At 50.9% G+C, this 21,799-nt stretch carries 18 protein-coding genes; 2 read left to right on the forward strand and 16 right to left on the reverse strand.

The window, feature by feature from the left end:
- From galE to ihfB, 16 genes are all read right to left on the reverse strand, one after another.
- Entirely contained in the window at positions 1-1,017 is a 1,017-nt protein-coding gene (gene galE / locus PSOLE_RS20175) for a UDP-glucose 4-epimerase GalE (RefSeq protein ID WP_074859206.1), read from the reverse strand.
- On the reverse strand, positions 1,014-2,153 hold the full coding sequence (locus tag PSOLE_RS20180; protein WP_074859204.1) for a glycosyltransferase family 4 protein: 1,140 nt from the start codon (positions 2,151-2,153) through the stop codon (positions 1,014-1,016). Before PSOLE_RS20180 ends, galE begins: the two co-directional genes overlap by 4 nt.
- On the reverse strand, positions 2,143-3,243 hold the full coding sequence (locus PSOLE_RS20185) for a glycosyltransferase (protein WP_074859201.1): 1,101 nt from the start codon (positions 3,241-3,243) through the stop codon (positions 2,143-2,145). The genes PSOLE_RS20180 and PSOLE_RS20185 overlap by 11 nt, the downstream gene beginning before the upstream one ends.
- Positions 3,236-4,438 carry an oligosaccharide repeat unit polymerase gene (gene wzy / locus PSOLE_RS23940; protein ID WP_139204982.1) on the reverse strand — a complete coding sequence of 401 codons (1,203 nt, stop codon included), beginning with the start codon at positions 4,436-4,438 and terminating at the stop codon, positions 3,236-3,238. The genes PSOLE_RS20185 and wzy overlap by 8 nt, the downstream gene beginning before the upstream one ends.
- Positions 4,419-5,363: a glycosyltransferase family 2 protein gene (locus PSOLE_RS20190; RefSeq protein ID WP_074859194.1), complete on the reverse strand. Its 945-nt coding sequence runs from the start codon at positions 5,361-5,363 to the stop codon at positions 4,419-4,421. The genes wzy and PSOLE_RS20190 overlap by 20 nt, the downstream gene beginning before the upstream one ends.
- The gene (locus tag PSOLE_RS20195; RefSeq protein WP_074859191.1) at positions 5,360-6,865 is read right to left on the reverse strand and encodes an oligosaccharide flippase family protein; all 1,506 of its coding nucleotides are present in this window, start codon (positions 6,863-6,865) and stop codon (positions 5,360-5,362) included. Before PSOLE_RS20195 ends, PSOLE_RS20190 begins: the two co-directional genes overlap by 4 nt.
- On the reverse strand, positions 6,858-7,394 hold the full coding sequence (locus PSOLE_RS20200; protein WP_074859188.1) for a GNAT family N-acetyltransferase: 537 nt from the start codon (positions 7,392-7,394) through the stop codon (positions 6,858-6,860). Before PSOLE_RS20200 ends, PSOLE_RS20195 begins: the two co-directional genes overlap by 8 nt.
- Positions 7,387-8,358 (reverse strand): hypothetical protein, encoded by a 972-nt coding sequence (locus PSOLE_RS23945; protein ID WP_139204980.1) that lies wholly within the window; start codon positions 8,356-8,358, stop codon positions 7,387-7,389. Before PSOLE_RS23945 ends, PSOLE_RS20200 begins: the two co-directional genes overlap by 8 nt.
- Entirely contained in the window at positions 8,342-9,535 is a 1,194-nt protein-coding gene (locus PSOLE_RS20205) for an ATP-grasp domain-containing protein (RefSeq protein WP_074859182.1), read from the reverse strand. The genes PSOLE_RS23945 and PSOLE_RS20205 overlap by 17 nt, the downstream gene beginning before the upstream one ends.
- A complete protein-coding gene (locus PSOLE_RS20210; protein WP_074859179.1) occupies positions 9,532-10,644 on the reverse strand; it encodes a DegT/DnrJ/EryC1/StrS family aminotransferase in 1,113 nt (370 codons plus the stop codon). Before PSOLE_RS20210 ends, PSOLE_RS20205 begins: the two co-directional genes overlap by 4 nt.
- Positions 10,641-11,522, reverse strand: a complete 882-nt coding sequence (gene rfbA / locus PSOLE_RS20215) for a glucose-1-phosphate thymidylyltransferase RfbA (protein ID WP_074859175.1) — start codon at positions 11,520-11,522, stop codon at positions 10,641-10,643. Before rfbA ends, PSOLE_RS20210 begins: the two co-directional genes overlap by 4 nt.
- Positions 11,522-12,649: a dTDP-glucose 4,6-dehydratase gene (gene rfbB, locus PSOLE_RS20220; protein WP_074859171.1), complete on the reverse strand. Its 1,128-nt coding sequence runs from the start codon at positions 12,647-12,649 to the stop codon at positions 11,522-11,524. Before rfbB ends, rfbA begins: the two co-directional genes overlap by 1 nt.
- Complete coding sequence (locus tag PSOLE_RS20225; RefSeq protein WP_074859167.1) at positions 12,646-14,052, reverse strand: phosphohexomutase domain-containing protein; 1,407 nt, start codon at positions 14,050-14,052, stop codon at positions 12,646-12,648. Before PSOLE_RS20225 ends, rfbB begins: the two co-directional genes overlap by 4 nt.
- A 26-nt stretch (positions 14,053-14,078) precedes the next feature.
- Entirely contained in the window at positions 14,079-15,362 is a 1,284-nt protein-coding gene (locus PSOLE_RS20230; protein WP_074859164.1) for a Wzz/FepE/Etk N-terminal domain-containing protein, read from the reverse strand.
- 85 nt (positions 15,363-15,447) lie between these two features.
- Positions 15,448-16,917: an MBL fold metallo-hydrolase RNA specificity domain-containing protein gene (locus tag PSOLE_RS20235; protein WP_074859162.1), complete on the reverse strand. Its 1,470-nt coding sequence runs from the start codon at positions 16,915-16,917 to the stop codon at positions 15,448-15,450.
- Between the two features lie 228 nt (positions 16,918-17,145).
- Positions 17,146-17,430 (reverse strand): integration host factor subunit beta, encoded by a 285-nt coding sequence (ihfB, locus tag PSOLE_RS20240; protein WP_003243558.1) that lies wholly within the window; start codon positions 17,428-17,430, stop codon positions 17,146-17,148.
- A 1,246-nt stretch (positions 17,431-18,676) separates the two neighbouring features.
- On the opposite strand from ihfB, the gene PSOLE_RS20245 reads away from it, so the two are divergent.
- The gene (locus PSOLE_RS20245; protein WP_084344095.1) at positions 18,677-19,120 is read left to right on the forward strand and encodes an REP-associated tyrosine transposase; all 444 of its coding nucleotides are present in this window, start codon (positions 18,677-18,679) and stop codon (positions 19,118-19,120) included.
- Between the two features lie 1,796 nt (positions 19,121-20,916).
- Complete coding sequence (locus PSOLE_RS20250; protein ID WP_084344094.1) at positions 20,917-21,360, forward strand: REP-associated tyrosine transposase; 444 nt, start codon at positions 20,917-20,919, stop codon at positions 21,358-21,360.
- Positions 21,361-21,799: the final 439 nt, after the last annotated feature.

The raw sequence follows: 21,799 nt of genomic DNA on the forward strand, positions 1-21,799 counted from the left end.
TTAACTCCCGTAACCATTGGGATTATTCTTTTGCCAACGCCAAGAGTCCGCCATCATCCGCTCTAACCCCAACCGCGCCTGCCAGCCCAACTCAGCCAATGCCTTAGACGGGTTGGAATAACACACCGCAATATCCCCCGCACGACGATCTACCAGCTGATAAGGCACTTGCACACCACTAGCCGCTTCAAACGCCTTTACCATATCCAGTACCGAGTAACCCTGCCCGGTACCCAAATTCCAAGTGTGTACACCGGCATGCTCCTGCAAGTACCGTAGTGCCGCCACATGGCCCTGAGCCAAATCGACCACATGAATATAATCACGCACACCGGTACCATCGTGCGTTGGATAATCGCCACCAAAGACCGACAATTGAGGCAACTTGCCCACGGCCACCTGGGTAATAAAAGGCAACAGGTTATTCGGAATGCCGTTCGGGTCTTCCCCTATGGTGCCACTTTCATGCGCACCCACCGGATTAAAATAGCGCAATACAGCCACCCGCCAACACGGGTCTGACAGCGCTAAATCACGCAGAATATCTTCCACCATCAACTTTGACCGACCGTACGGATTCGTTGGGCGGCCAACCGGACACTGCTCAGAAATCGGCATCTCAGCCGGGTCACCATATACGGTCGCCGAAGAGCTGAACACAATGTTAAACACACCCGCATCAGCCATTGCCTGCAACAACACCTGACTACCGTGTACGTTATTATCGTAATAACGCAACGGCTGCGCAACACTTTCACCCACAGCTTTCAAGCCAGCAAAATGCACCACCGAATTAATGGGGTAACGCGCAAACACCTGCTGCAACAGATCGGAATCACGAATATCGCCATGCACAAAGTCAACTGACTTACCGGTAATGGCCTGGACTCGCTGCAACGACACGGAAGATGAGTTGCATAAGTTATCCAATACAACAAAATCAAACCCGGCAGAGGCAAGCTCAACCAAGGTGTGAGAACCAATGTAGCCGGCTCCACCAGTAACGAGAATAGTCATGATGTTTTTAACTCTAATATTTCCATAAGCCGCTGATTTACTTTGTTGGCATCAAATTTATCGACAGCAATACGATGACTTTCATTCCCCATACGAGTAATTTCAGACGGGTTTTCAATAAGGTAAATCATTTTCTCTGCCAATGCCTGAACATTCCAGCGTGGAACGATAAAGCCATTAACACCCTGTTCGACCGTTTCACGACAACCCGGCGCATCGGAAGTAATTACAGCGCGCCCCATGGCCATGGCTTCTTGGGTACTGCGTGGCATACCTTCCCGATACGAAGGCAGTACAAACACGCTAGAACCTGCAATCCAGTCAGGTACGTTACTAACGTGCCCAGGGTATTCAATAATGCCTTCGGCAAGTAGTTGATTCAGCGCTTCACGCTTAAGACCACCGGGGTTCTCTTCATCGAGACCACCCAATACAACAAACTCAGCAGCAGGATGTTGCTTCTTAACCAAACGAGCAGCTTCGACGTATTCAAAAATCCCTTTCTCAGCCAACAACCTGCCAATAAACAAAAAGCGTACAGGGTCAACAGGCGCTGGTGTGAAGGGGTAATCCTGTAGATTTAAGCCAATACCACCTAAAACATGGACCGATTTAGCTTTCAGATTGTTCTTTTCCAACAAATCAGCAGGATCATCATGATTAAGGAAAATAAGCTTATCAATACAAGGCAGCGCTAATCGATAAAGAAAAACCTGAATTTTACGTAGTATTTTTTGCTTGAAACTTAAGCCAGAAGGGAGATCTGTAAAAACATAGCCAAGCCCTTCCAGCATTGCATAACGGTGCTTAACACCAGCCAACCTGGCGGCAATAGAACCGCAAATAACAGGCTTTACGAAAAAGGAAAGCACAATATCTGGTTTAATGTCTTTAAGTAACTTTTTAAGTATTGAAATGGTTTTCAAATCAGCAAAGGGATTCATGCCTGCACGGCTTAAACGATAAGTAACAGGCTTCGCACCCATCCCTACAATGATCGATTCAGAATCATCATCAAAATCGGTACAAAAGCAGTAAACATCGTGACCTTCTGCAACAAGGGTACGGATAAGATCACCACGAAAATTTATAGTGGACGCCGCAACAGTACCAAGCAAAACAACCTTATTCGGCATTTGCCATTCCATAAATAGCCAACCACTTCTGCACTCCAGCATCCAGACTAAAGTGCTCCACAATCCTCTGCCTGGCTTTTTGTCCAAGCTCAACTGCTTCTACTTCAGAAAGTGCCAGTGCATTGCACATACCTTGAGCAAGAGCACTCGAATTCCGTGGTGGTACTAAATAACCAGCCTCACCGATAAGCTGAGCTGTACCACCACAATCAGTTGCTACAATGACACGTTCAACAGACATTGCCTCTGCAATGACCAAAGGTAAGCCTTCCCACGCCGACGACATTACGTAAATATCAGCAGCAGAAAGCAGCTGAGGTATGTCCTTACGCAAACCAAGCAACGTAACTGACTTCTGTAAATCAAGCTGAGCTATCTTTGCCACAATAACAGAGCGTAACTCACCATCACCAACAATCAACAAATGACAATCTTTAGAACGTGAAACAACCTTAGCAAATGCATTGATAAGATTTGGGAAATCCTTTGCGTTATGAAATCTGCCAATAGCAATAAATACCTTCTTTTCTGCCAAGCCAAGCTCGTTACGAATTTTCATTCGAGCATCAGACGAAAACTTAAAATATGCCACATCAATGCCATTACCAACTGCAAGCATTTTACCTTTACTGACTGCCTTTTTTTCTTCAAAAGAGTGAACTGCATCGTAGCTTACATTGGTAAACACATCGGAAAGTTGATTAGTCAACCTATAAGCTAGCATCCTGGCCTTGCCACCTTCGTTATTACTGTGAGCTGTGGTAACAAGCTTTGGAAAATGGACGAATATACGAGCGACACGAGCAAGGATATTAGCGTGGTACATGTGGCTATGCACCACATCCGGTTTATTTTTCCGAATCAGCTTTACAAGATTCTTTAACGCAGTAAAGATACCGAATGGAGACTTGGTGCCACCAAGCCAAACCAACTTCACATTTTTATTTTTAGGCTCGACCATTACAGGCTCAAGCATATAAGCGATGGTTACATCCAAACCTTTCTCTGCAAATTTATCTGCTAGGCTAACCACTTGGTTTTCAGCACCACCCATGCCTAGCCCGGTGATTACAAAAATAATTTTATTCATATACCGGGACCCCCTTAAAAACCTTCACCCTAACAAACAAATAAAAGAACAAACCATACAGAACCAAGTTATAAAAAGCACCTAGCCAGCCATGGAAAAGATAAATATAGACAAAACAACCTAACAACAAAGATCCCTGGAGGCCATATAGCCTTGAAAAAGCACGATAAGACAATAGGAGCAAAAAGCACATAAATAGAAAGAAAAAAACCACGTACTCATACAGAACGGAAATCCAGCCAGATAAGCCAGGATCAATATTCCAAGTCAGCCCCGTTTCACCATATAACGTTTCGGCAGAAAACAAATTCAAATCTACGGCACAAGAATTTAATTTACAATATATAGAATTAATAATACCATCTTGGAAAAACCATAAAAAATCACCCTGCAGCAATGAGACATGAAAGAACTCACTATTCTGAAGAGCGTAAGCAGCATAATTGATATTCTGAAACCTACTAACAACAGACTCTAAAACAACCAACAAAATATCAAAATAGTTGCCACTCAAAACTTGGTTGAAAACTTCAGACAACGACATGCCAGATCGCATACCCCACTTAATGCCATCTAGAAATGGCAAAGACATCACAACAAAAAAACCTAAAAACGCAAGATAAATAAAATTTCGCGCAGTTATTCTAACCGGATAAAACCTGACAAGATAAACAACAAATAAGAACAAAACAGAACCCATCCAACCGCGAGACAACAACGAGATAAAAAAAACACAAGTGACAATATAAAATAAACGATTTGACCTCAAAAAAGGCGCAATAAAAAAAAATAATAAATCCGGCTGAAGCAAAACAAAGATTATATTTAAGATGCTTCCACCCTCGAATGAAAAACCGGTACCCGCTCTACCTGCCCCCGTTACCTGATTAAAACAAAAAAATGCGAACGTAACAAACAAAAGGAAATAACCATATTTATTTTTCAACTCCAGCCGTGGTCTGCCAGCTTGAGCAAAAAATCTGTATAAAACCAAAAAAAATAACAACAAAAAAATTTGAATTAAAAATACCGAAATTGAAACTGCACTATCGATTAAAAAAAACTCACCAAATACACTGAACCCACCATTTGCTATGAGCAAATAAAATGCATACGAATTAGCTGAAGCATACAAAAAAAACAACAGCACAACCGGATTAATAGTCATATAAGGCCTATTTAAACCTAACTTCATTTCTTTTCTTTGAAAACAAAACGGCTACTCTCGGTAACAATGATAATATAAACATGATGAACTGTGTAGCCGAAAACAACTTAATTGACACGGATTTTCGTATATAAGCAACATAACCACATTCATCACCAAATATGGCTGACTGGTAGGCAAAATTCATAAGCGACTTTGCATAGCAGCCTTTTAAAGCAAGAGTTTTCTCCTTATAAGTAGCTAGCGCATCGATAAAAACCCTTTCGTTACCAGCCACTATTAATGGATTGACTGAAGATACTGCATTTACAGAGACTCCAGAACCAACCCTATAAACCCCAAAAACTTTATCAATATGATAAATATATCCACACTTCGCCTGCTGAGCATGCACCTCAATATCTAACGCCTGAGGATGCAACTGACACCAAAACTTTTTACCAAGATCGTTTACAAACATCTTTGATGAATGCGCAAAAAATGGAAGTGTTTCATAAAGATCGAATATAGTATTTTTAATTTTCTCATGCTTTTTAAATGTTTTATTTATAGCAACACCATCCAATCTAATAAGATTCATATCATGGGAGCAGATAACACAATCGCTATTTGCATCTAGCACATCAGACTGTACCTGAAGCTTTCCAGGCAAGGCTAAATCATCGCCATCCATATGAGCTATATACTTGCCTTTTGCCTGTTTATAGCTTGCAACAATATTTCCAACTGGACCTACATTTTTTACATGGAGTAACGGCTTAATAATATCTGGATATTTTTTTTGGAACTCCAATACTATTTCACGGGTTCTATCAGTAGAGCAATCCTCACCTACTATAATCTCAAAAGGAAAATCCGTTACCTGGTCCACTAGGCTTTGTAAGCATTCGGCAATGTATTTTTCTTGATTGTATGTAACAACACATACCGACACCTTGATATCTGAACTCATGATTTAACGCCAAATAATTTATGGTTAAGCACTTTGCGGGCTACTGAAGATGAAACTGTGCCGACGAAAATGGCAAAAAAAGAAAACACAACCACGACAAGGAATGCTTCTTGCCGTGTTTGATAACTCATATAAGCACTCGCCAGAAACAGAAGCAGTATGACTGGCGCGTAAATACCTGCAATATCTTTAACCAACCAGCCCACATGTACTCCTGGCTGTAATTTATGATGCACATACCCAACCCAAAGTATTAAGTACAAACTATTAATACCCAGCCACGCCCAGCCTGCACCTACACCACCATACTCTGATGCTGCCCAGATGATAGCGGGGATAAGCGTGACTACGGTTACCAGATTTCCTATCAGGTGGTAGCGTAGGTTTCCTAAGGCGTATTGCAGGTAGTATGGAAATGCGGATACAGCCAATACGCCATTACCGAGTGCATAAAGCGTGAGAATCGGGGCGGCATTGCTGGCGATTTCTTTATCGCCCGTCCATGCGTAGAGCAATGGCTCGGCAAAAAATGCGATAGTAAGCGAGGCGGAACCCGCAACCACACTCACTAACTGTGTCGCATTGCGGTAGACCTGAATCATCTCATCATGCTTCCCTTCGGCATGGAGCCTGGCCATACGGGGCATAATGACGGTGCTTACCGGAGCGCTCAGAATCATAATTCCACTGGCGACCAGCACAGCCAGGGTAAAGAAGCCGTATTCAGCCAACGGTAAAATGCCGGAAAGAATCAGCTTGTCGGTTTGTGTTACCAAAACCCATACCGATGACGTAAAGGCTATGGTTAATGCAAACTTCAGCACAGGTTTAACAGGCTGTATGCTCCAACCGATAATTTCACCCTTGGTGATGACAGGCTTAAGCCTGTTACTCATCAGGTACAGCCCGAGCACTTCCACAATGGCCACCGCGAGTTGATGCCAGAAAAATACCGTTGGTGTAAAACCATACTGCCACATGGTGATAAATACTGCCGGAAAGCGCAGCGTTGCAATGATCGCATTGAAGCCGCTCAACCACACTAAGCGTTCAGAACCGGTAATAACACCTCGGTACAACCCCCCCAGCCAACGTAAAGCAACACTAACGGCCATAATCTGGACGGCCATTACAACCGCATTCATGCTAAGGGTTTCAACCTGGAGCCATTTGTAAGCAATGGGTTCTGCTAATAGCCACAAAGCCGTACCACCAATGGCTGCTATAGCGACAAAAATGGTACTGAGTGCACGGAAAAGCTGTCGGTAGTGCAATGCCGACATCGAACCACCATGATAGCGGGCCGTCTCGCGTGCAATGGTTGGCGTTAAGCCTAAATCGAGCAGCGCAAACCATGCCTGCAACATGGTAAAAAAACCTACTAGGCCATAGGCTTCTGCCCCCATGTACTTTATGTAAAGGGGCAGAATTAAAATACCAATGCCGGCAGAGTAAAGTTGGCTGGCGTAGTTGGCGATGATGTTTTTGCGTAGCTTACTCAACGCAGAACTCTTCTGAAATCACAGACATTTGAATTAAATTCAAATACTGACCATTTTTAAATACAGCATGGCGCAGCAAGCCTTCTTTCTTAAAACCGACCTTTGTATATAACTTAAAAGCACGCGTGTTTTCTTCCAGCAGGGTAAGATAAACACGGTGCAAATTTAGATCATTAAAAGCATGTTGGATTGCCAACCTGGTTGCATATTCTCCAACACCACGCCCTTGATGACTTACATCACCAATCATTATTGCAAACTCACAATTACGAGCAACCCAATCTATATTCAGAAGATAGACTACACCAACTGCCGTATCTGTGTGTTTATCACAGATTGAAAGCCGAACTGCACCGGATCTATTTGAATAGTAATTATCCACCCATCGCTCATCGATAGAGATATCGATATACCTGAAAGGCGCACCTAAAGAGGAAACAACAGATCGATCATTACGCCAACTATTTATAACAGAAACATCTTTTTTTGATATTTCGCGCAGGCAATATAATTCTGATAGCTCAGCCATTACTAACAACCTTTAATATCTCATCCATTTCTTTAACCGAATACCGTTGATCACAGGGTAATGCATTAAGACCAGCCAGCAGCTTGTGCTCAAACATGCCTGAATTACTACGCTGCTCAACTTCAGGCCAGTATGTGGGAATAAATATCCTTCTTTGGATAAGCTCAGATTTCAGAGAAGCATTATCCGTGAGGAATGGATACACCATTGGCCCATCTACATACTTTCTATCTACCTGAATTTTATTCACTGAAGCCAACGCTTCATGTAAGTACCAGAAATTATTATTACGCTGATCTTTTACAGTCGTGTAGTCAATGGTTTTTAACAAATGATCGGTAAAAACGGACATACCCTTTGGCTGACAATTCTGCAGGGTCGATTCAGCCACTTGATAATCAGCATAACCTTTTTCAGGTGTAAAGCATGCACGTTTCAGAAGGTGTTTAGTTCTGTCATAGCTTGATTCATCCCGGGCAAGACCATTCCGTAATTTCAGCTGTGTTGAAAGCCCCCCCCCATCTGGTACACCAAAAAATTTTCGGGGGGAGAAAATAGTCGCTAAACAATCCAAAGGCTTTTGAAAAAACGCCTGAGAGTGGTCAAACACAAGCTGTTCTTTAGGATACTTACTTAAGAGTCGATTTTGCTCTGCGCCACATATACCAAAGTAATTCACATAGAGAATCCACTCACAATCCAACAATTCAATGTCATCCTTTATTGAAAAATCTGAATTCAGTGAGTAAAAGCTTACTGGTACGCCTAGCTCATGCAAAGGCGACAGCATGGAATCACAAATATAATATGGCATCCATACTTTACTGGGCAAACCAGCTTCCAGCAGAGCATAGAAAGCCGCGCGGGCAGACTGGAAATTCAGCAAATCAGGATGGTAATGTTGTTTAGATTTTGGCAGCTCTAAAGAAAAATAACCACCAATGGCGTCACTCTGTAATAACACGGATATCATTCTCCATATGATCAAGCATATCCATCATTTCTTCCAATGTTGAATACTGCAAAATCATAGTTCCGAGCGTATGGTGCGATCCGGTGAACTTAAATACCTTATCACCGGGTTTAACATAGATATCTTGTTCTACTATGTATTTCTTCGCCCGGTCTGAAAGGTAAACTTCTTTAAATACACCATCTTGCAGAGAATGAAGCATATAGCTTGACCAATAGCCTTTGCTTGGTGTCATACTCAGGCTACTGCAATCGAGTCCAATAGCGGCATCGACTGTATACTTGATCAAATCAACACCGGTCGAATAACGAATAACCTCTGGAATCTGACAACCGCCATTACGTGGCCCTAATTCTAGGAAGTAGAATTTTCCATCCTGATCGAATAGGAAATCGAAGTTTAATGCACCTGTTTTCATACCCAGCAATGTTAGCAGCCGTTGAGACTCTGCATGGGCAATATCCAACCATTCTTTAGGGTGGGATGTAGGAAACGACTGACCAATTGGCACCAAGCCGTTGCAAAGATCATCAAAGTTTTCGTCTGCCCAACAACGGAACACCAACTCACCATCAACAATAAATCCATCGCCCGCCACCTGATGCCCCGAGCGAACAATGGCTTCCTCAACCACTACTTTTTTCTCTCTGGAAAATTGCAGTGCATGCTGAAATGCTTCAGCCAAATGATCTTTATTCTTAAGATTAGTAACGCCTTTACTGCCTGAAGAATCCACCGGCTTTATGAATGCTGGCACACCGATTTCGTCAAGCCATGCCTTAGCTTCGTCCAATGTATAAAATGATTGTGAGCGTGGGACGTTGAAGCCGTTCTCAGCAAGGAACGCACGAAACAAATCTTTTCTGGCTAAAATTTCTACCGACTTATAAGGGTTACCCGGTAAACCCATTTTTTCTGCTACATAGGCTGCTGTAGGCGCTGCGGGGTCTGATGCATAAGCAACAATGCCATCAATTTTCAGCTGCTCTGCCAGTTTCAACACGGCTTCTTTGTCAGTGGTCGAAACATTATGGTATTCATCTGCCAGTTTATGACCCGGATTCTCAGGCAAATAGTCACAAGTAATTACATAATAGCCTTGCTCGCGGGCATATTTCAGTGGTGGTATTTGGGTTGGTGCGCCACCCAGGAACAGGATTTTTTTCATTTTTCACCTTTAATGGTTTGTACAACATGGTACAAATCTTCTTCAGCCAGGCTTGCGTGCACTGGCAGGCATAAAACTTTGTTAGTCGCATCTTCTGCCACACTCAGGTTTTTGGCGTTAGCCGAACTCAAACCGGAGTACATTGGGAAGTGACTGATTAGCGGGTAAAAATAACGACGGGCAAAAACATTGTTTTGCTTAAGCTTTTCGTATAATTCGTCACGGCTCAGTGGGTATTCTTCCGTCACCAATACCGGAAAGTACGAATAGTTGCGTACGGTTTCTGCAGTGCTGGTCAGAATGTTGATACCGGGAATATTGGCTAAATGTTCTCTGTAAAACTCATCAACAGCCTGCCGGGCTGCTAACGCTGTTTGAATATGCTTGAGTTGCAGTAAACCAAACGCAGCGTTTACTTCGCTCATCTTCCCGTTAATTCCGACATCAGTAGTTGTAATCTCATCAACTATGCCGAAATTTTTAAGCTTGTTAATCCGTTGTTTAGTTTCTTCATCGTGACAGATTACAGCCCCACCTTCAAAAGTATTAAATACTTTAGTTGCATGAAAGCTAAGAACGCTTAAATCGCCATAGCGAAGAATGCTACCGCCTTCGTCTTGCACACCAAATGCATGGGCCGCATCGTACAATACCTTTAAGCCGTGCTTGTCGGCTATCGCCTGAATGGCCTGTACATCGCACCGGTTGCCGTAGCAATGCACTGGCATAATGGCGGTGGTTTTGTCGGTTATGGCAGCTTCGATTTTGGCCGGGTCAAGATTCAGGGTTACTGGGTCTATATCGACGAATACCGGTGTTAAGTTGTTCCACACCAAGGAGTTGGTGGTCGCAACAAACGAGTACGGGGTGGTAATCACCTCGCCGCTTAAGTCTAACGCCTGCAATGCGGTTAACAGAGCATTGGTGCCGTTATTGAACAGCACCACTTGGTTGACTCCCAGGTACTCTGCCAGCTCTTTCTCTAACTGCTGGTGCATCGGGCCGCCATTCGTCAACACTTTGTTTTGCCAAATCTGCTCCAGATACGGCACAAGCTCTTCCAGTGGTGGTAAATAAGGTTGTGTTACATAAATGGGCTTATTGCTCATACTTCACCGTTGGCAACGGCCAGCAGATATTGACCATAACTGTTTTTGCTCATTAACTTACCGGCTTGTTGCAGCTGTTCTTTGCTCATCCAGCCATTGTTGAACGCAATCTCTTCAATACAGGCCACTTTATAGCCCTGGCGCTTTTCAATGGTTTCTACAAACTGCGCGGCTTCCAGCAAGCTTTCGTGGGTGCCGGTGTCTAACCAGGCAAAGCCACGGCCCAGCAGTTCCACGTTCAGTTCGTTTAAATCCAGATAGGCGTTGTTAACGCAGGTAATTTCCAACTCGCCACGGTCGCTGGGTTTTACGTTTTTGGCAATTTCAATGACGCGATTATCGTAAAAATACAGGCCGGTTACTGCATAGTGGGACTTGGGCTGTTTAGGCTTTTCTTCGATGGAAACGGCTTTCATGTTGGCATCAAATTCCACCACGCCGAAACGTTCCGGGTCTTTTACCTGGTAACCAAATACGGTTGCGCCCTTGCCTTCTTTGGCTTTTTTAACCGCTTCTTTCAGTTTTGGGGTAAAACCCTGGCCGTAGTAGATGTTGTCGCCCAGTACCAGGCACACATCGTCTGTGCCGATAAATTCTTCGCCAATAATGAAAGCTTGAGCTAGGCCATCGGGGCTTGGCTGTATGGCGTAGCACAGGTTTACACCAAACTGGCTGCCGTCTTGCAGCAGGCGTTCAAACGCAGGCTGATCTTCCGGTGTGGTAATAATGAGGATGTCGCGGATACCGGCCAGCATCAGTACCGACAGCGGGTAGTAGACCATGGGTTTGTCGTAAATCGGCAGCAGTTGTTTGGATACGCCCATAGTGATGGGGTACAAACGGGTGCCAGAGCCGCCAGCGAGGATGATGCCTTTCATTATTTGTTTCCTAAACGTGCTAGTTGGTAGTCGCCGTTGAGTACACGCTGCCACCATTGTTCATTGTTTAAATACCACTCTACGGTTTTACGTAAGCCGGTTTCAAAGGTTTCTTCTGGTTGCCAGCCCAGTTCATCGGCAATTTTGCTGGCGTCGATGGCGTAGCGGCGATCGTGGCCGGGGCGGTCTTTTACGAAAGTCATCAGGCTTTCATAATTTTGAATGTTCAGTGTTGAATGCTGGATAGGCGCCAGTTCTTCCAAAATCGCGCAGATGGTTTTTACTACTTCGATGTTTTTTTTCTCGTTATGGCCGCCAATGTTGTAGGTTTCGCCGATCTGGCCTGTTGTTACCACCAAATACAATGCACGGGCATGGTCTTCTACATACAACCAGTCACGGATTTGGTCGCCTTTGCCGTAAATGGGCAGCGGCTTGCCATGCAGTGCGTTGAGAATGACGTGCGGCACTAACTTTTCAGGAAAATGGTATGGCCCGTAGTTGTTAGAGCAGTTGGTTATGATGGTTGGAAAGCCGTAGGTACGCCGCCAGGCACGTACTAAGTGATCAGAACTGGCCTTGCTGGCTGAGTAAGGGCTGCTGGGCGCGTAGGGGGTGGTTTCGGTGAACAACGGTAACTTAGTACCATTGTCGCGGGCATGGCCCGCTCCCACAGGTTCATCGCTTTCCAAATCATCGGGGTGGGGTAAGTCGCCGTATACTTCGTCGGTGCTGATGTGGTGAAAACGGAAGGCGGCTTTGCGGGGTTCTTCCAGTTGCTGCCAGTAATTACGGGCGGCTTCCAGCAATGTGTAAGTGCCAACGATGTTGGTTTCGATAAACGCTGCTGGGCCGTCGATTGAGCGATCTACATGGCTTTCTGCGGCCAGGTGCATAACGGCATCCGGCTGGTGTTGAGCGAATACACGGTCTAGTTCAGCACGGTTGCAGATATCGACTTGTTCAAAAGCGTAGCGTTCGCTGTTGCTGACTTCTGTTAGGTTTTCTAAGTTGCCTGCGTAAGTCAGTTTGTCGAGATTTACGACTGAATCGCTGGTGTTGTTAATAATGTGGCGAACGACTGCAGAGCCGATAAAGCCAGCACCGCCGGTGACGAGGTACTTCATTGCGTGATGAGTCCTTCGATGACTATACGTTGTAGCTCTACCCTTTGAGGGTTGACGCGACTCTCAATATTCAACCGCAGCAGCGGCTCGGTATTCGAAGCACGAATATTCATCCGCCAGTCATCGAACTCCAGGCTCAGCCCATCGGTGCTATCCACCTTGGGATTATGCACTGCATAGTGCGTCTGTACGGCGGCGAGTACGGCTTTGGCATCGCTGACGGTGTAGTTGATCTCACCACTGCAGGGGTAGGCAGCCATGCGCTTGCCTACCAGTTCGGAGAGTTTCTTGCCCTGGCGGCTCATTAGCTCAGCCACCAACAACCAGGGGATCATGCCGCTGTCGCAGTAGGCGAAGTCGCGGAAGTAATGGTGGGCGCTCATCTCGCCACCGTAGATGGCGTTTTCCTTGCGCATGCGTTCCTTGATGAAGGCATGGCCGGTTTTGCTCTGGATGGCCTGGCCGCCATGCTGTGCGCAAATATCGATGGTGTTCCAGGTCAGGCGCGGGTCGTGGATGATCTTGGCGCCTGGCTCCTTCTTGAGGAAGGCTTCGGCCAACAGGCCGACGATGTAGTAGCCCTCGATGAACGCGCCACTCTCGTCGAACAGAAAACAGCGGTCGAAGTCGCCGTCCCAGGCGATGCCCATGTCAGCGCCATGCGCTTTGACCGCATCGGCAGTTGCGGCGCGATTTTCCAGCAGGATGGGGTTGGGGATGCCATTAGGGAAGCTGCCATCGGGCTGGTGATGTACCTTGATGAACTCAACCGGCGCGCCCAAGGCCTTGAAGCGCTGCTCCAACGCATCGATCACGTGCCCCGCAGCGCCGTTGCCGGCATTGACAACCAGCTTGAGCGGTTGAAGATCAGCAGGGCTGATATAGCCGAGCAGGTGTTCGATGTAAGCGTCCTGGCATGATTGGCGGGCCAGGCTGCCGCGCTTGCCGACCGGTGCGAAGTTGTCTGCCTCGGCCAGAGCCTGAATATCTTTGAGGCCGGTGTCACCACTGATCGGCTGGGCGCCACGACGCACCAGCTTCATGCCGTTGAAGTCGATGGGATTGTGGCTGGCGGTTACCTCGATGCCACCATCCACATCGAGGTGAAAGGCAGCGAAATAAACTTCTTCGGTACCGGTCATGCCAAGGTCGATCACATCACAGCCAGCATCCATAAGGCCATTGGCCAGAGCCTGCTTGAGGCCTGCAGTGGATAGACGCATATCGCCACCGATCACGATGCGTTTGGCATCGAGGAACTGCGCATAGGCACGACCAATGCGGTAGGCGATGTTCTCATTGAGCTCAGCGCCGAGCTGGCCGCGGATGTCGTAGGCTTTGAAGCAGGTTAGCGTGGTCACGGTGAGTAATTCTTCTCGATCGAGTGCAGCAACACCCTGCATTGCCATGCAGCAGGGCAATACGTGAATCAGGCGCTTCGCGTACGGTTCCCGGTAAATACGATGCGGATCAGCGCGACGAATACGCCAAGCATGCCGCCCAGCACCAAGCCAATTGCCACGATCAGCATTTTCTTGGGTTTGATGGGTTTAAGTGGCTTGATAGCCGGCTGGTCGATACGCACCAGGTTCAGCTGTTCAAGATTAAGCTGGATACTCTTTAAACGAGCCGCCTCCTCACGCATCTCTGCCAACTTGGCCAGGAAAAGGTCTTCATTCTCCCTGCTCTGCATCATCTCGATCTGGCGGTTGTGCTCGAGCATCTGCAGTTTATTCTGGATTGTAGCGATTTTCGGCTCGGTGTGATCATCCGAACGACGCTTGAGCAGGATATTGCGCTCGGCCTCCAGGGCTTCAGTGCCCATGAAGTGCAGGGGGAACTGCTGGCTGATCACTTCTGTACGGAAAACGTTACCCTGCCCTGCCGCTGCATCGACATCGCCCAAGGACGTGGGATTGGTCGGCTTGGAAATACCAAGTGATTTGGCGATGGCAATAGCCTCGTCGAGCTGGGCAATGCGGTTCTGTCGATGAGTACGCAGCTCAGCTCTGAGCGCTTTGAGCTCATCTTGCAAAATGGCAATCTGGAGCTTGTCATCTTCACTCAGCTTGGCAATGGCGGCTTCTTTCCCGGCCTCATAACTGGCACGCGCAGCCGCCATTTGTCGTTCGATCTTGTTCAGACGATTCTGGATTACCCCCTCAAGATCCAGCGCTACACGGCGGCGCTCATCGCTGATGGCTTGCTCGACCATACCATTGAGAATGGTCACGCCATCTAAGTAGTCAGGGTATTCAAGACGCAGCCCTACATAAGGCGAAAGGTTGTTGGTTTTCTTTGGATCCGGCTGCAACAAGGTGAAGTTTTCGCCATTAAAATCCTCAAATGCCTGCTCAAGGCTCTTATCACCCTTCTTTAGCGGTTCAAATAAAGCCTGATTGTCTCGGAAAAACTGCAAGCGTGAACTGTAGGAGTCCAGTGCTGCACCTACGCGCTGCAGTGCTTCTTCAGGCGTTAAGCTGTATACGCCCGTACTATTGAGTTCATCCAGCTCTTTCAACGGTGCCGGTCGTAGCATGCTTTGCACCTGATAGTGAGGCGTGGCAAGCCAAGCGTAGCCTGCAGCACAGATCGCTACGGCAAGCGTACAGGCAATGATCAGGTACTTCTGTTGCCAGAGTTTCTGGAACAGTTCCACGAGATCGATTTCATCTGCTGTGGGCTCGTAGGGCTTTGCGGGTTCGGTACTCACACTATCTCCGAGGTCTAATCATCATTGAAAAACGTTGGTGTTTGCTCTTGCTGGCACCTGGTAAGTGCCTGCAAAACGCACGGGTTTAACCCGGAACTACTACGTTGAGCGGACATCCTGCTTGTGCATATAAAGCCCGATACATCCGTGCGAGCTCTCGCTTGGCATCTGGTTCGCCATGCACGATACGAATTTCTCCGGGCTTGTTGCGCATACCGCTTACGAACTTGAGCAACCCGGCTTGGTCGGCATGAGCTGAATAGCCGCCCATGGTATGCACCTGAGCGCGAATGTCATAGCGCTGCCCGTCAAATTCCACATAGCCACTACGCGGGCCAAAACGCTGGATCTGTCGTCCCGGTGTACCCTCGGCCTGGTAGCCGACGAACAGCACATCATGCCGCTCATCACCCAGCATCGCTTTTAGGTAGTTGACGATACGCCCGCTGGAGCACATGCCGTTGCCGGCTATAACGATAGCCGGCTGAGTGGTTTGCGTCAGGCGATTGACCATGGCCAGGTGTGCCTGGTGGCTGTCGACCGTAAGCAGGTTACGAAAAGCCAGTGGGTTACGGCCTTTGGCTAAAAGCGCCCTCGCCTCTGCATCCCAGAAGTGATCGAGCTCGCGGTATACCGCTGTAAAACGGCTGGCCAGCGGAGAGTCGAGAATGATGGGCAGATTCGTCCAGTCGAGCGCTGCAGCTTTGCTGGTGCCCGGTTTTGAAGCACTTGACTGACCTTTGGCAGATTCTTTCAGCGCTCTGCGATGGATGATGTCTTCCAGCTCATAGAGCAACTCTTGAGTGCGACCAATACTGAAGGCGGGTATCAGCACTGTGCCCTGGTTACTCAGCGCGTGTTCGAGCACTTTTTCCAGTCGCTTACGCCGACTGCGGCGGTCTTCGTGCAGGCGATCACCGTAAGTGCTTTCGATAACCAGAACATCGGCTTTGTAGGGAGCTTTCGGCGCCGGCAGGATTGGCGCATGGGGAGCGCCAAGGTCGCCGGAAAACACGATGCGCTTCTTCTCGCCCGTCTCGGGGTAGTGCAGGTCTACCTCGACGTAGGCCGAACCAAGAATATGGCCAGCACGCTGTAGACGAATCCGCGCGTTGAGTTGTGGCGTGTCGATCAAGCTGAACCATTGCTTGTAGGGCAAAGCGACGATGCGCTGCTCGATTAGCTTGAGGTAACGCTCGACTTGTTTCTGATCGCGACTAAAACCAAGCTTGAAGGCATCTTCGAGAACGATAGGTAACAGCTTGGCCGAAGGCTCACTGCAGAGGATCGGGCCTTTGAACCCAGCCGCCAACAGATAGGGAATGCGACCCACATGGTCGATATGGACATGGGTTGCGACCAGAGCCCTGATACCATCTAGGGAAAAATCGATGGCGAGGTTACCGGCATTCGCACGGCCTTCTGGAGAGGTTTCCGCGCCTTGAAATAGGCCACAGTCAATTAGCAACGCATGCTCATGATCCATCTGTAGCTGATGGCAAGAGCCCGTCACACCCGTTACGGCGCCATGATGAACAATGGAGGGGTACCGCACGAGTCAATCCCTAACGCTGGCGAAATTTAAAGGGACTCAGCCCAGTAATGTGGATGGCTACCCAGATAAAACTGGTGAGTTCAACCAGCTGAAAGCGTAGCAACCAGATGCTTTGTGAAAGCCCACACATTTTGACCGTTTTCTGTAATTTCGCAAGTACGAGAGGCGCCTTATGTCAGATTGCCATCTAACAAGGCACGCGGCACGAGCAAAGGGCTCTATACCTGCTTACTCATCCTCATTGACCCGATCACGCAACTCCTTGCCCGGCTTGAAATGTGGTACGAACTTGCCATCCAGACGTACCGACTGGCCGGTTTTTGGGTTGCGCCCAACGCGCGGCGCGCGGTAGTGCAGCGAGAAGCTGCCGAAGCCACGAATCTCGATACGGTCTCCCGTGGCCAGCGCCTGGGACATTTGCTCCAGCATGGTCTTGATGGCCAACTCGACATCCTTGGAGGAAAGCTGGCCCTGGTGGGTGACGATTCTTTCGATCAACTCCGACTTGGTCATGGTTTTCCCTTCTTTTTCAAGCGGCTAGAAGACTCGATGGATCGGTTTTAGCATGCTGATCAGCTTTTGAACAGCCTAAAAAACAAGGTGTTAGCGAGTTTTGTGGTTAGTTGTGATAACGGGGGGCTTTGCGTAGGAGGTCTACCTCGAGGCGAAGCTTTTGGGTATGGGCTCGGTATTGCGGAATGGCCGCCATTCGCTGCGGGGCGCAGCTCCTACAAGGGGAGCGTTGTTTTGCAGTTTGGTGTGGGAGTCCCGCCTCGGGGCGAAGCTGTTGAGGCCGGCTCGATATTTGTGGGGCAGCCATTGTTCGCGGCGGGGCGCCGCTCCTACGCGGGCGGTGGCGTTTGCTGGGTTGGCGTAGGAGCCCTGCCTCGGGGCGAACCCGTTGAGGCCGGCTCGATACTTGTGGGGCAGCCATTGTTCGCGGCGGGGCGCCGCTCCTACAGGGGGTCGCGTCGTTTGCTGGGCTGGCGTGGGAGCCCCGCCTCGGGGCGAAGCTGTTGAGGCCGGCTCGATATTTGTGGGGCAGCCATTGTTCGCGGCGGGGCGCCGCTCCTACGCGGGCGGTGGCGTTTGCTGGGTTCGCGTAGGAGCCCCGCCTCGGGGCGAAGCTGTTGAGGCCGGCTCGATATTTGTGGGGCAGCCATTGTTCGCGGCGGGGCGCCGCTCCTACAGGGGTCGCGTCGTTTGCTGGGCTGGCGTGGGAGCCCCGCCTCGGGGCGAAGCTGTTGAGGCCGACTCGATACTTGTGGGGCAGCCATTGTTCGCGGCGGGGCGCCGCTCCTACGCGGGCGGTGGCGTTTGCTGGGTTGGCGTAGGAGCCCTGCCTCGGGGCGAAGCTGTTGAGGCCGGCTCGATACTTGTGGTGCAGCCATTGTTCGCGGCGGGGCGCCGCTCCTACAGGGGTCGCGTCGTTTGCTGGGTTGGCGTGGGAGCCCCGCCTCGGGGCGAAGCTGTTGAGGCCGACTCGATACTTGTGGGGCAGCCATTGTTCGCGGCGGGGCGCCGCTCCTACGCGGGCGGTGGCGTTTGCTGGGTTGGTGTGGGAGCCCCGCCTCGGGGCGAAGCTTTGGGGTTGCGCTCGGGATTGCGGGATAGCCACCATTGTTCGCGGCGGGGCGCCGCTCCTACGCGGGCGGTGGCGTTTGCTGGGTTGGCGTAGGAGCCCCGCCTCGGGGCGAAGCTTTTCCCAGAACCACACTCGTCTAAGCTGGAATTAGACACTCCTGCGGAAGGGAATCCGATGACAGAGAAACGCTACGCCTCACACAGACTTCGCGACGGACGCTGGTCCAGTAGCGGACAAATCTATCTTGTCACCACCGTAACCAATGGTCGCATCCCTGTCTTTGCTGATTTCTCAGCAGCGCGCACGCTCATACGGGTCATTCGTCAAGATCAGTTGCTTGGATCGCATCAAACGCTCTGCTTTGTCGTGATGCCTGATCATCTGCACTGGCTATTGCAACTACAGAATGAGGACCTGACCCGCTTGGTGGGCAGGGTCAAATCCATTTCCGCCAAACGCCTGGGCCAACCGATATGGCAGAAAGGCTTTCATGATCATGCGTTGCGCCGGGAGGAGGATGTTCGGAGTGTGGCGAGATATGTGGTGTCGAACCCCTTGAGAGCCGGGCTCGTGGAACGAGTGGGTGATTATCCGCATTGGGATGCGGTGTGGATATGAGGGCTGTTGGGCGCAGCCTTTAGCTATTGCTTCGGTATTGCAGGGTGATGGCTATTCGCGGCGGGGCGCCGCTCCTACACGGGAGGTGGCGTTTGCTGGATTGGCGTGAGAGCCCCGCCTCGGGGCGAAGCTTTTGGGGTTGCGCTCGGGATTGTGGGATAGCCACCATTGTTCGCGGCGGGGCGCCGCTCCTACGCGGGCGGTGGCGTTTGCTGGGTTGGTGTTGGAGCCCCGCCTCGGGGCGAAGCTGTTGAGGCCGGCTCGATATTTGTGGGGCAGCCATTGTTCGCGGCGGGGCGCCGCTCCTACGCGGGCGGTGGCGTTTGCTGGGTTGGCGTAGGAGCCCCGCCTCGGGGCGAAGCTTTGGGGTTGCGCTCGGGATTGTGGGATAGCCGCCATTGTTCGCGGCGGGGCGCCGCTCCTACGCGGGCGGTGGCGTTTGCTGGGTTCGCGTAGGAGCCCCGCCTCGGGGCGAAGCTGTTGAGGCCGACTCGATACTTGTGGGGCAGCCATTGTTCGCGGCGGGGCGCCGCTCCTACAGGGCCGCGTCGTTTGCTGGGCTGGTGTGGGAGCCCCGCCTCGGGGCGAAGCTGTTGAGGCCGACTCGATACTTGTGGGGCAGCCACTGTTCGCGGCGGGGCGCCGCTCCTACAGGGCCGCGTCGTTTGCTGGGCTGGTGTGGGAGCCCCGCCTCGGGGCGAAGCTGTTGAGGCCGGCTCGATATTTGTGGGGCAGCCATTGTTCGCGGCGGGGCGCCGCTCCTACACGGGCGGTGGCGTTTGCTGGATTGACGTGGGAGCCCCGCCTCGGGGCGAAGCTGTTGAGGCCGGCTCGATACTTGTGGGGCAGCCATTGTTCGCGGCGGGGCGCCGCTCCTACGCGGGCGGTGGCGTTTGCTGGGTTGGTGTGGGAGCCCCGCCTCGGGGCGAAGCTTTGGGGTTGCGTTCGGGATTGTGGGATAGCCGCCACTGTTCGCGGCGGGGCGCCGCTCCTACAGGGGGTCGCGTCGTTTGCTGGGTTGGTGTGGGAGCCCTGCCTCGGGGCGAAGCTGTTGAGGCCGACTCGATACTTGTGGGGCAGCCATTGTTCGCGGCGGGGCGCCGCTCCTACACGGGCGGTGGCGTTTGCTGGGTTCGCGTAGGAGCCCCGCCTCGGGGCGAAGCTGTTGAGGCCGGCTCGATACTTGTGGGGCAGCCATTGTTCGCGGCGGGGCGCCGCTCCTACAGGGGTCGCGTCGTTTGCTGGATTGGCGTGGGAGCCCCGCCTCGGGGCGAAGCTGTTGAGGCCGGCTCGATACTTGTGGTGCAGCCATTGTTCGCGGCGGGGCGCCGCTCCTACAAGGGGAGCGTTGTTTGCTGGGCTGGCGTGGGAGCCCCGCCTCGGGGCGAAGCTTTGGGGTTGCGTTCGGGATTGTGGGATAGCCGCCACTGTTCGCGGCGGGGCGCCGCTCCTACGCGGGCGGTGGCGTTTGCTGGGTTGGCGTAGGAGCCCCGCCTCGGGGCGAAGCTTTGGGGTTGCGTTCGGGATTGTGGGATAGCCGCCACTGTTCGCGGCGGGGCGCCGCTCCTACGCGGGCGGTGGCGTTTGCTGGATTGACGTGGGAGCCCCGCCTCGGGGCGAAGCTGTTGAGGCCGGCTCGATACTTGTGGGGCAGCCATTGTTCGCGGCGGGGCGCCGCTCCTACGCGGGCGGTGGCGTTTGCTGGGTTGGTGTGGGAGCCCTGCCTCGGGGCGAAGTTTTTCCCAAAACCACACTCGTCTAAACTGGAATTAGACGCTCCTGCGGAAGGGAATCCGATGACAGAGAAACGCTACGCCTCACACAGACTTCGCGACGGACGCTGGTCCAGTAGCGGACAAATCTATCTTGTCACCACCGTAACCAATGGTCGTCTGCCTGTTTTTGCTGATTTTTCAGCGGCGCGCACGCTCATACGGGTCATTCGTCAAGATCAGTTGCTTGGCTCTCACCAGACGCTTTGTTTTGTCGTGATGCCGGATCACTTGCATTGGCTATTGCAATTACAAAATGAAACCCTGCCCAGATTAGTGGGGAGAATTAAATCAATATCTGCCAAACGCCTGGGCAAGCCGATATGGCAGAAAGGCTTTCATGATCATGCGTTGCGCCGGGAGGAGGATGTTCGGAGTGTGGCGAGATATGTGGTGTCGAACCCCTTGAGAGCCGGGCTCGTGGAGCGAGTGGGTGATTATCCGCATTGGGATGCGGTGTGGATATGAGGGCAGTTGGGCGCAGCCTTTAGCTATTGCTTCGGTATTGCAGGGTGATGGCTATTCGCGGCGGGGCGCCGCTCCTACAGGGGGGCGCGTCGTTTGCTGGATTGGCGTGGGAGCCCCGCCTCGGGGCGAAGCTGTTGAGGCCGGCTCGATATTTGTGGGGCAGCCATTGTTCGCGGCGGGGCGCCGCTCCTACAGGGGGGCGCGTCGTTTGCTGGGCTGGTGTGGGAGCCCTGCCTCGGGGCGAAGCTTTGGGGTTGCGCTCGGGATTGTGGGATAGCCGCCATTGTTCGCGGCGGGGCGCCGCTCCTACAGGGGTCGCGTCGTTTGCTGGGTTGGCGTGGGAGCCCCGCCTCGGGGCGAAGCTGTTGAGGCCGGCTCGATATTTGTGGGGCAGCCGTTGTTCGCGGCGGGGCGCCGCTCCTACAGGGGGGGGGCGCGT

The sequence above is a fragment of the Pseudomonas oleovorans subsp. oleovorans genome (assembly GCF_002197815.1).
GTDB classification, from domain to species: Bacteria; Pseudomonadota; Gammaproteobacteria; order Pseudomonadales; family Pseudomonadaceae; genus Aquipseudomonas; species Aquipseudomonas oleovorans.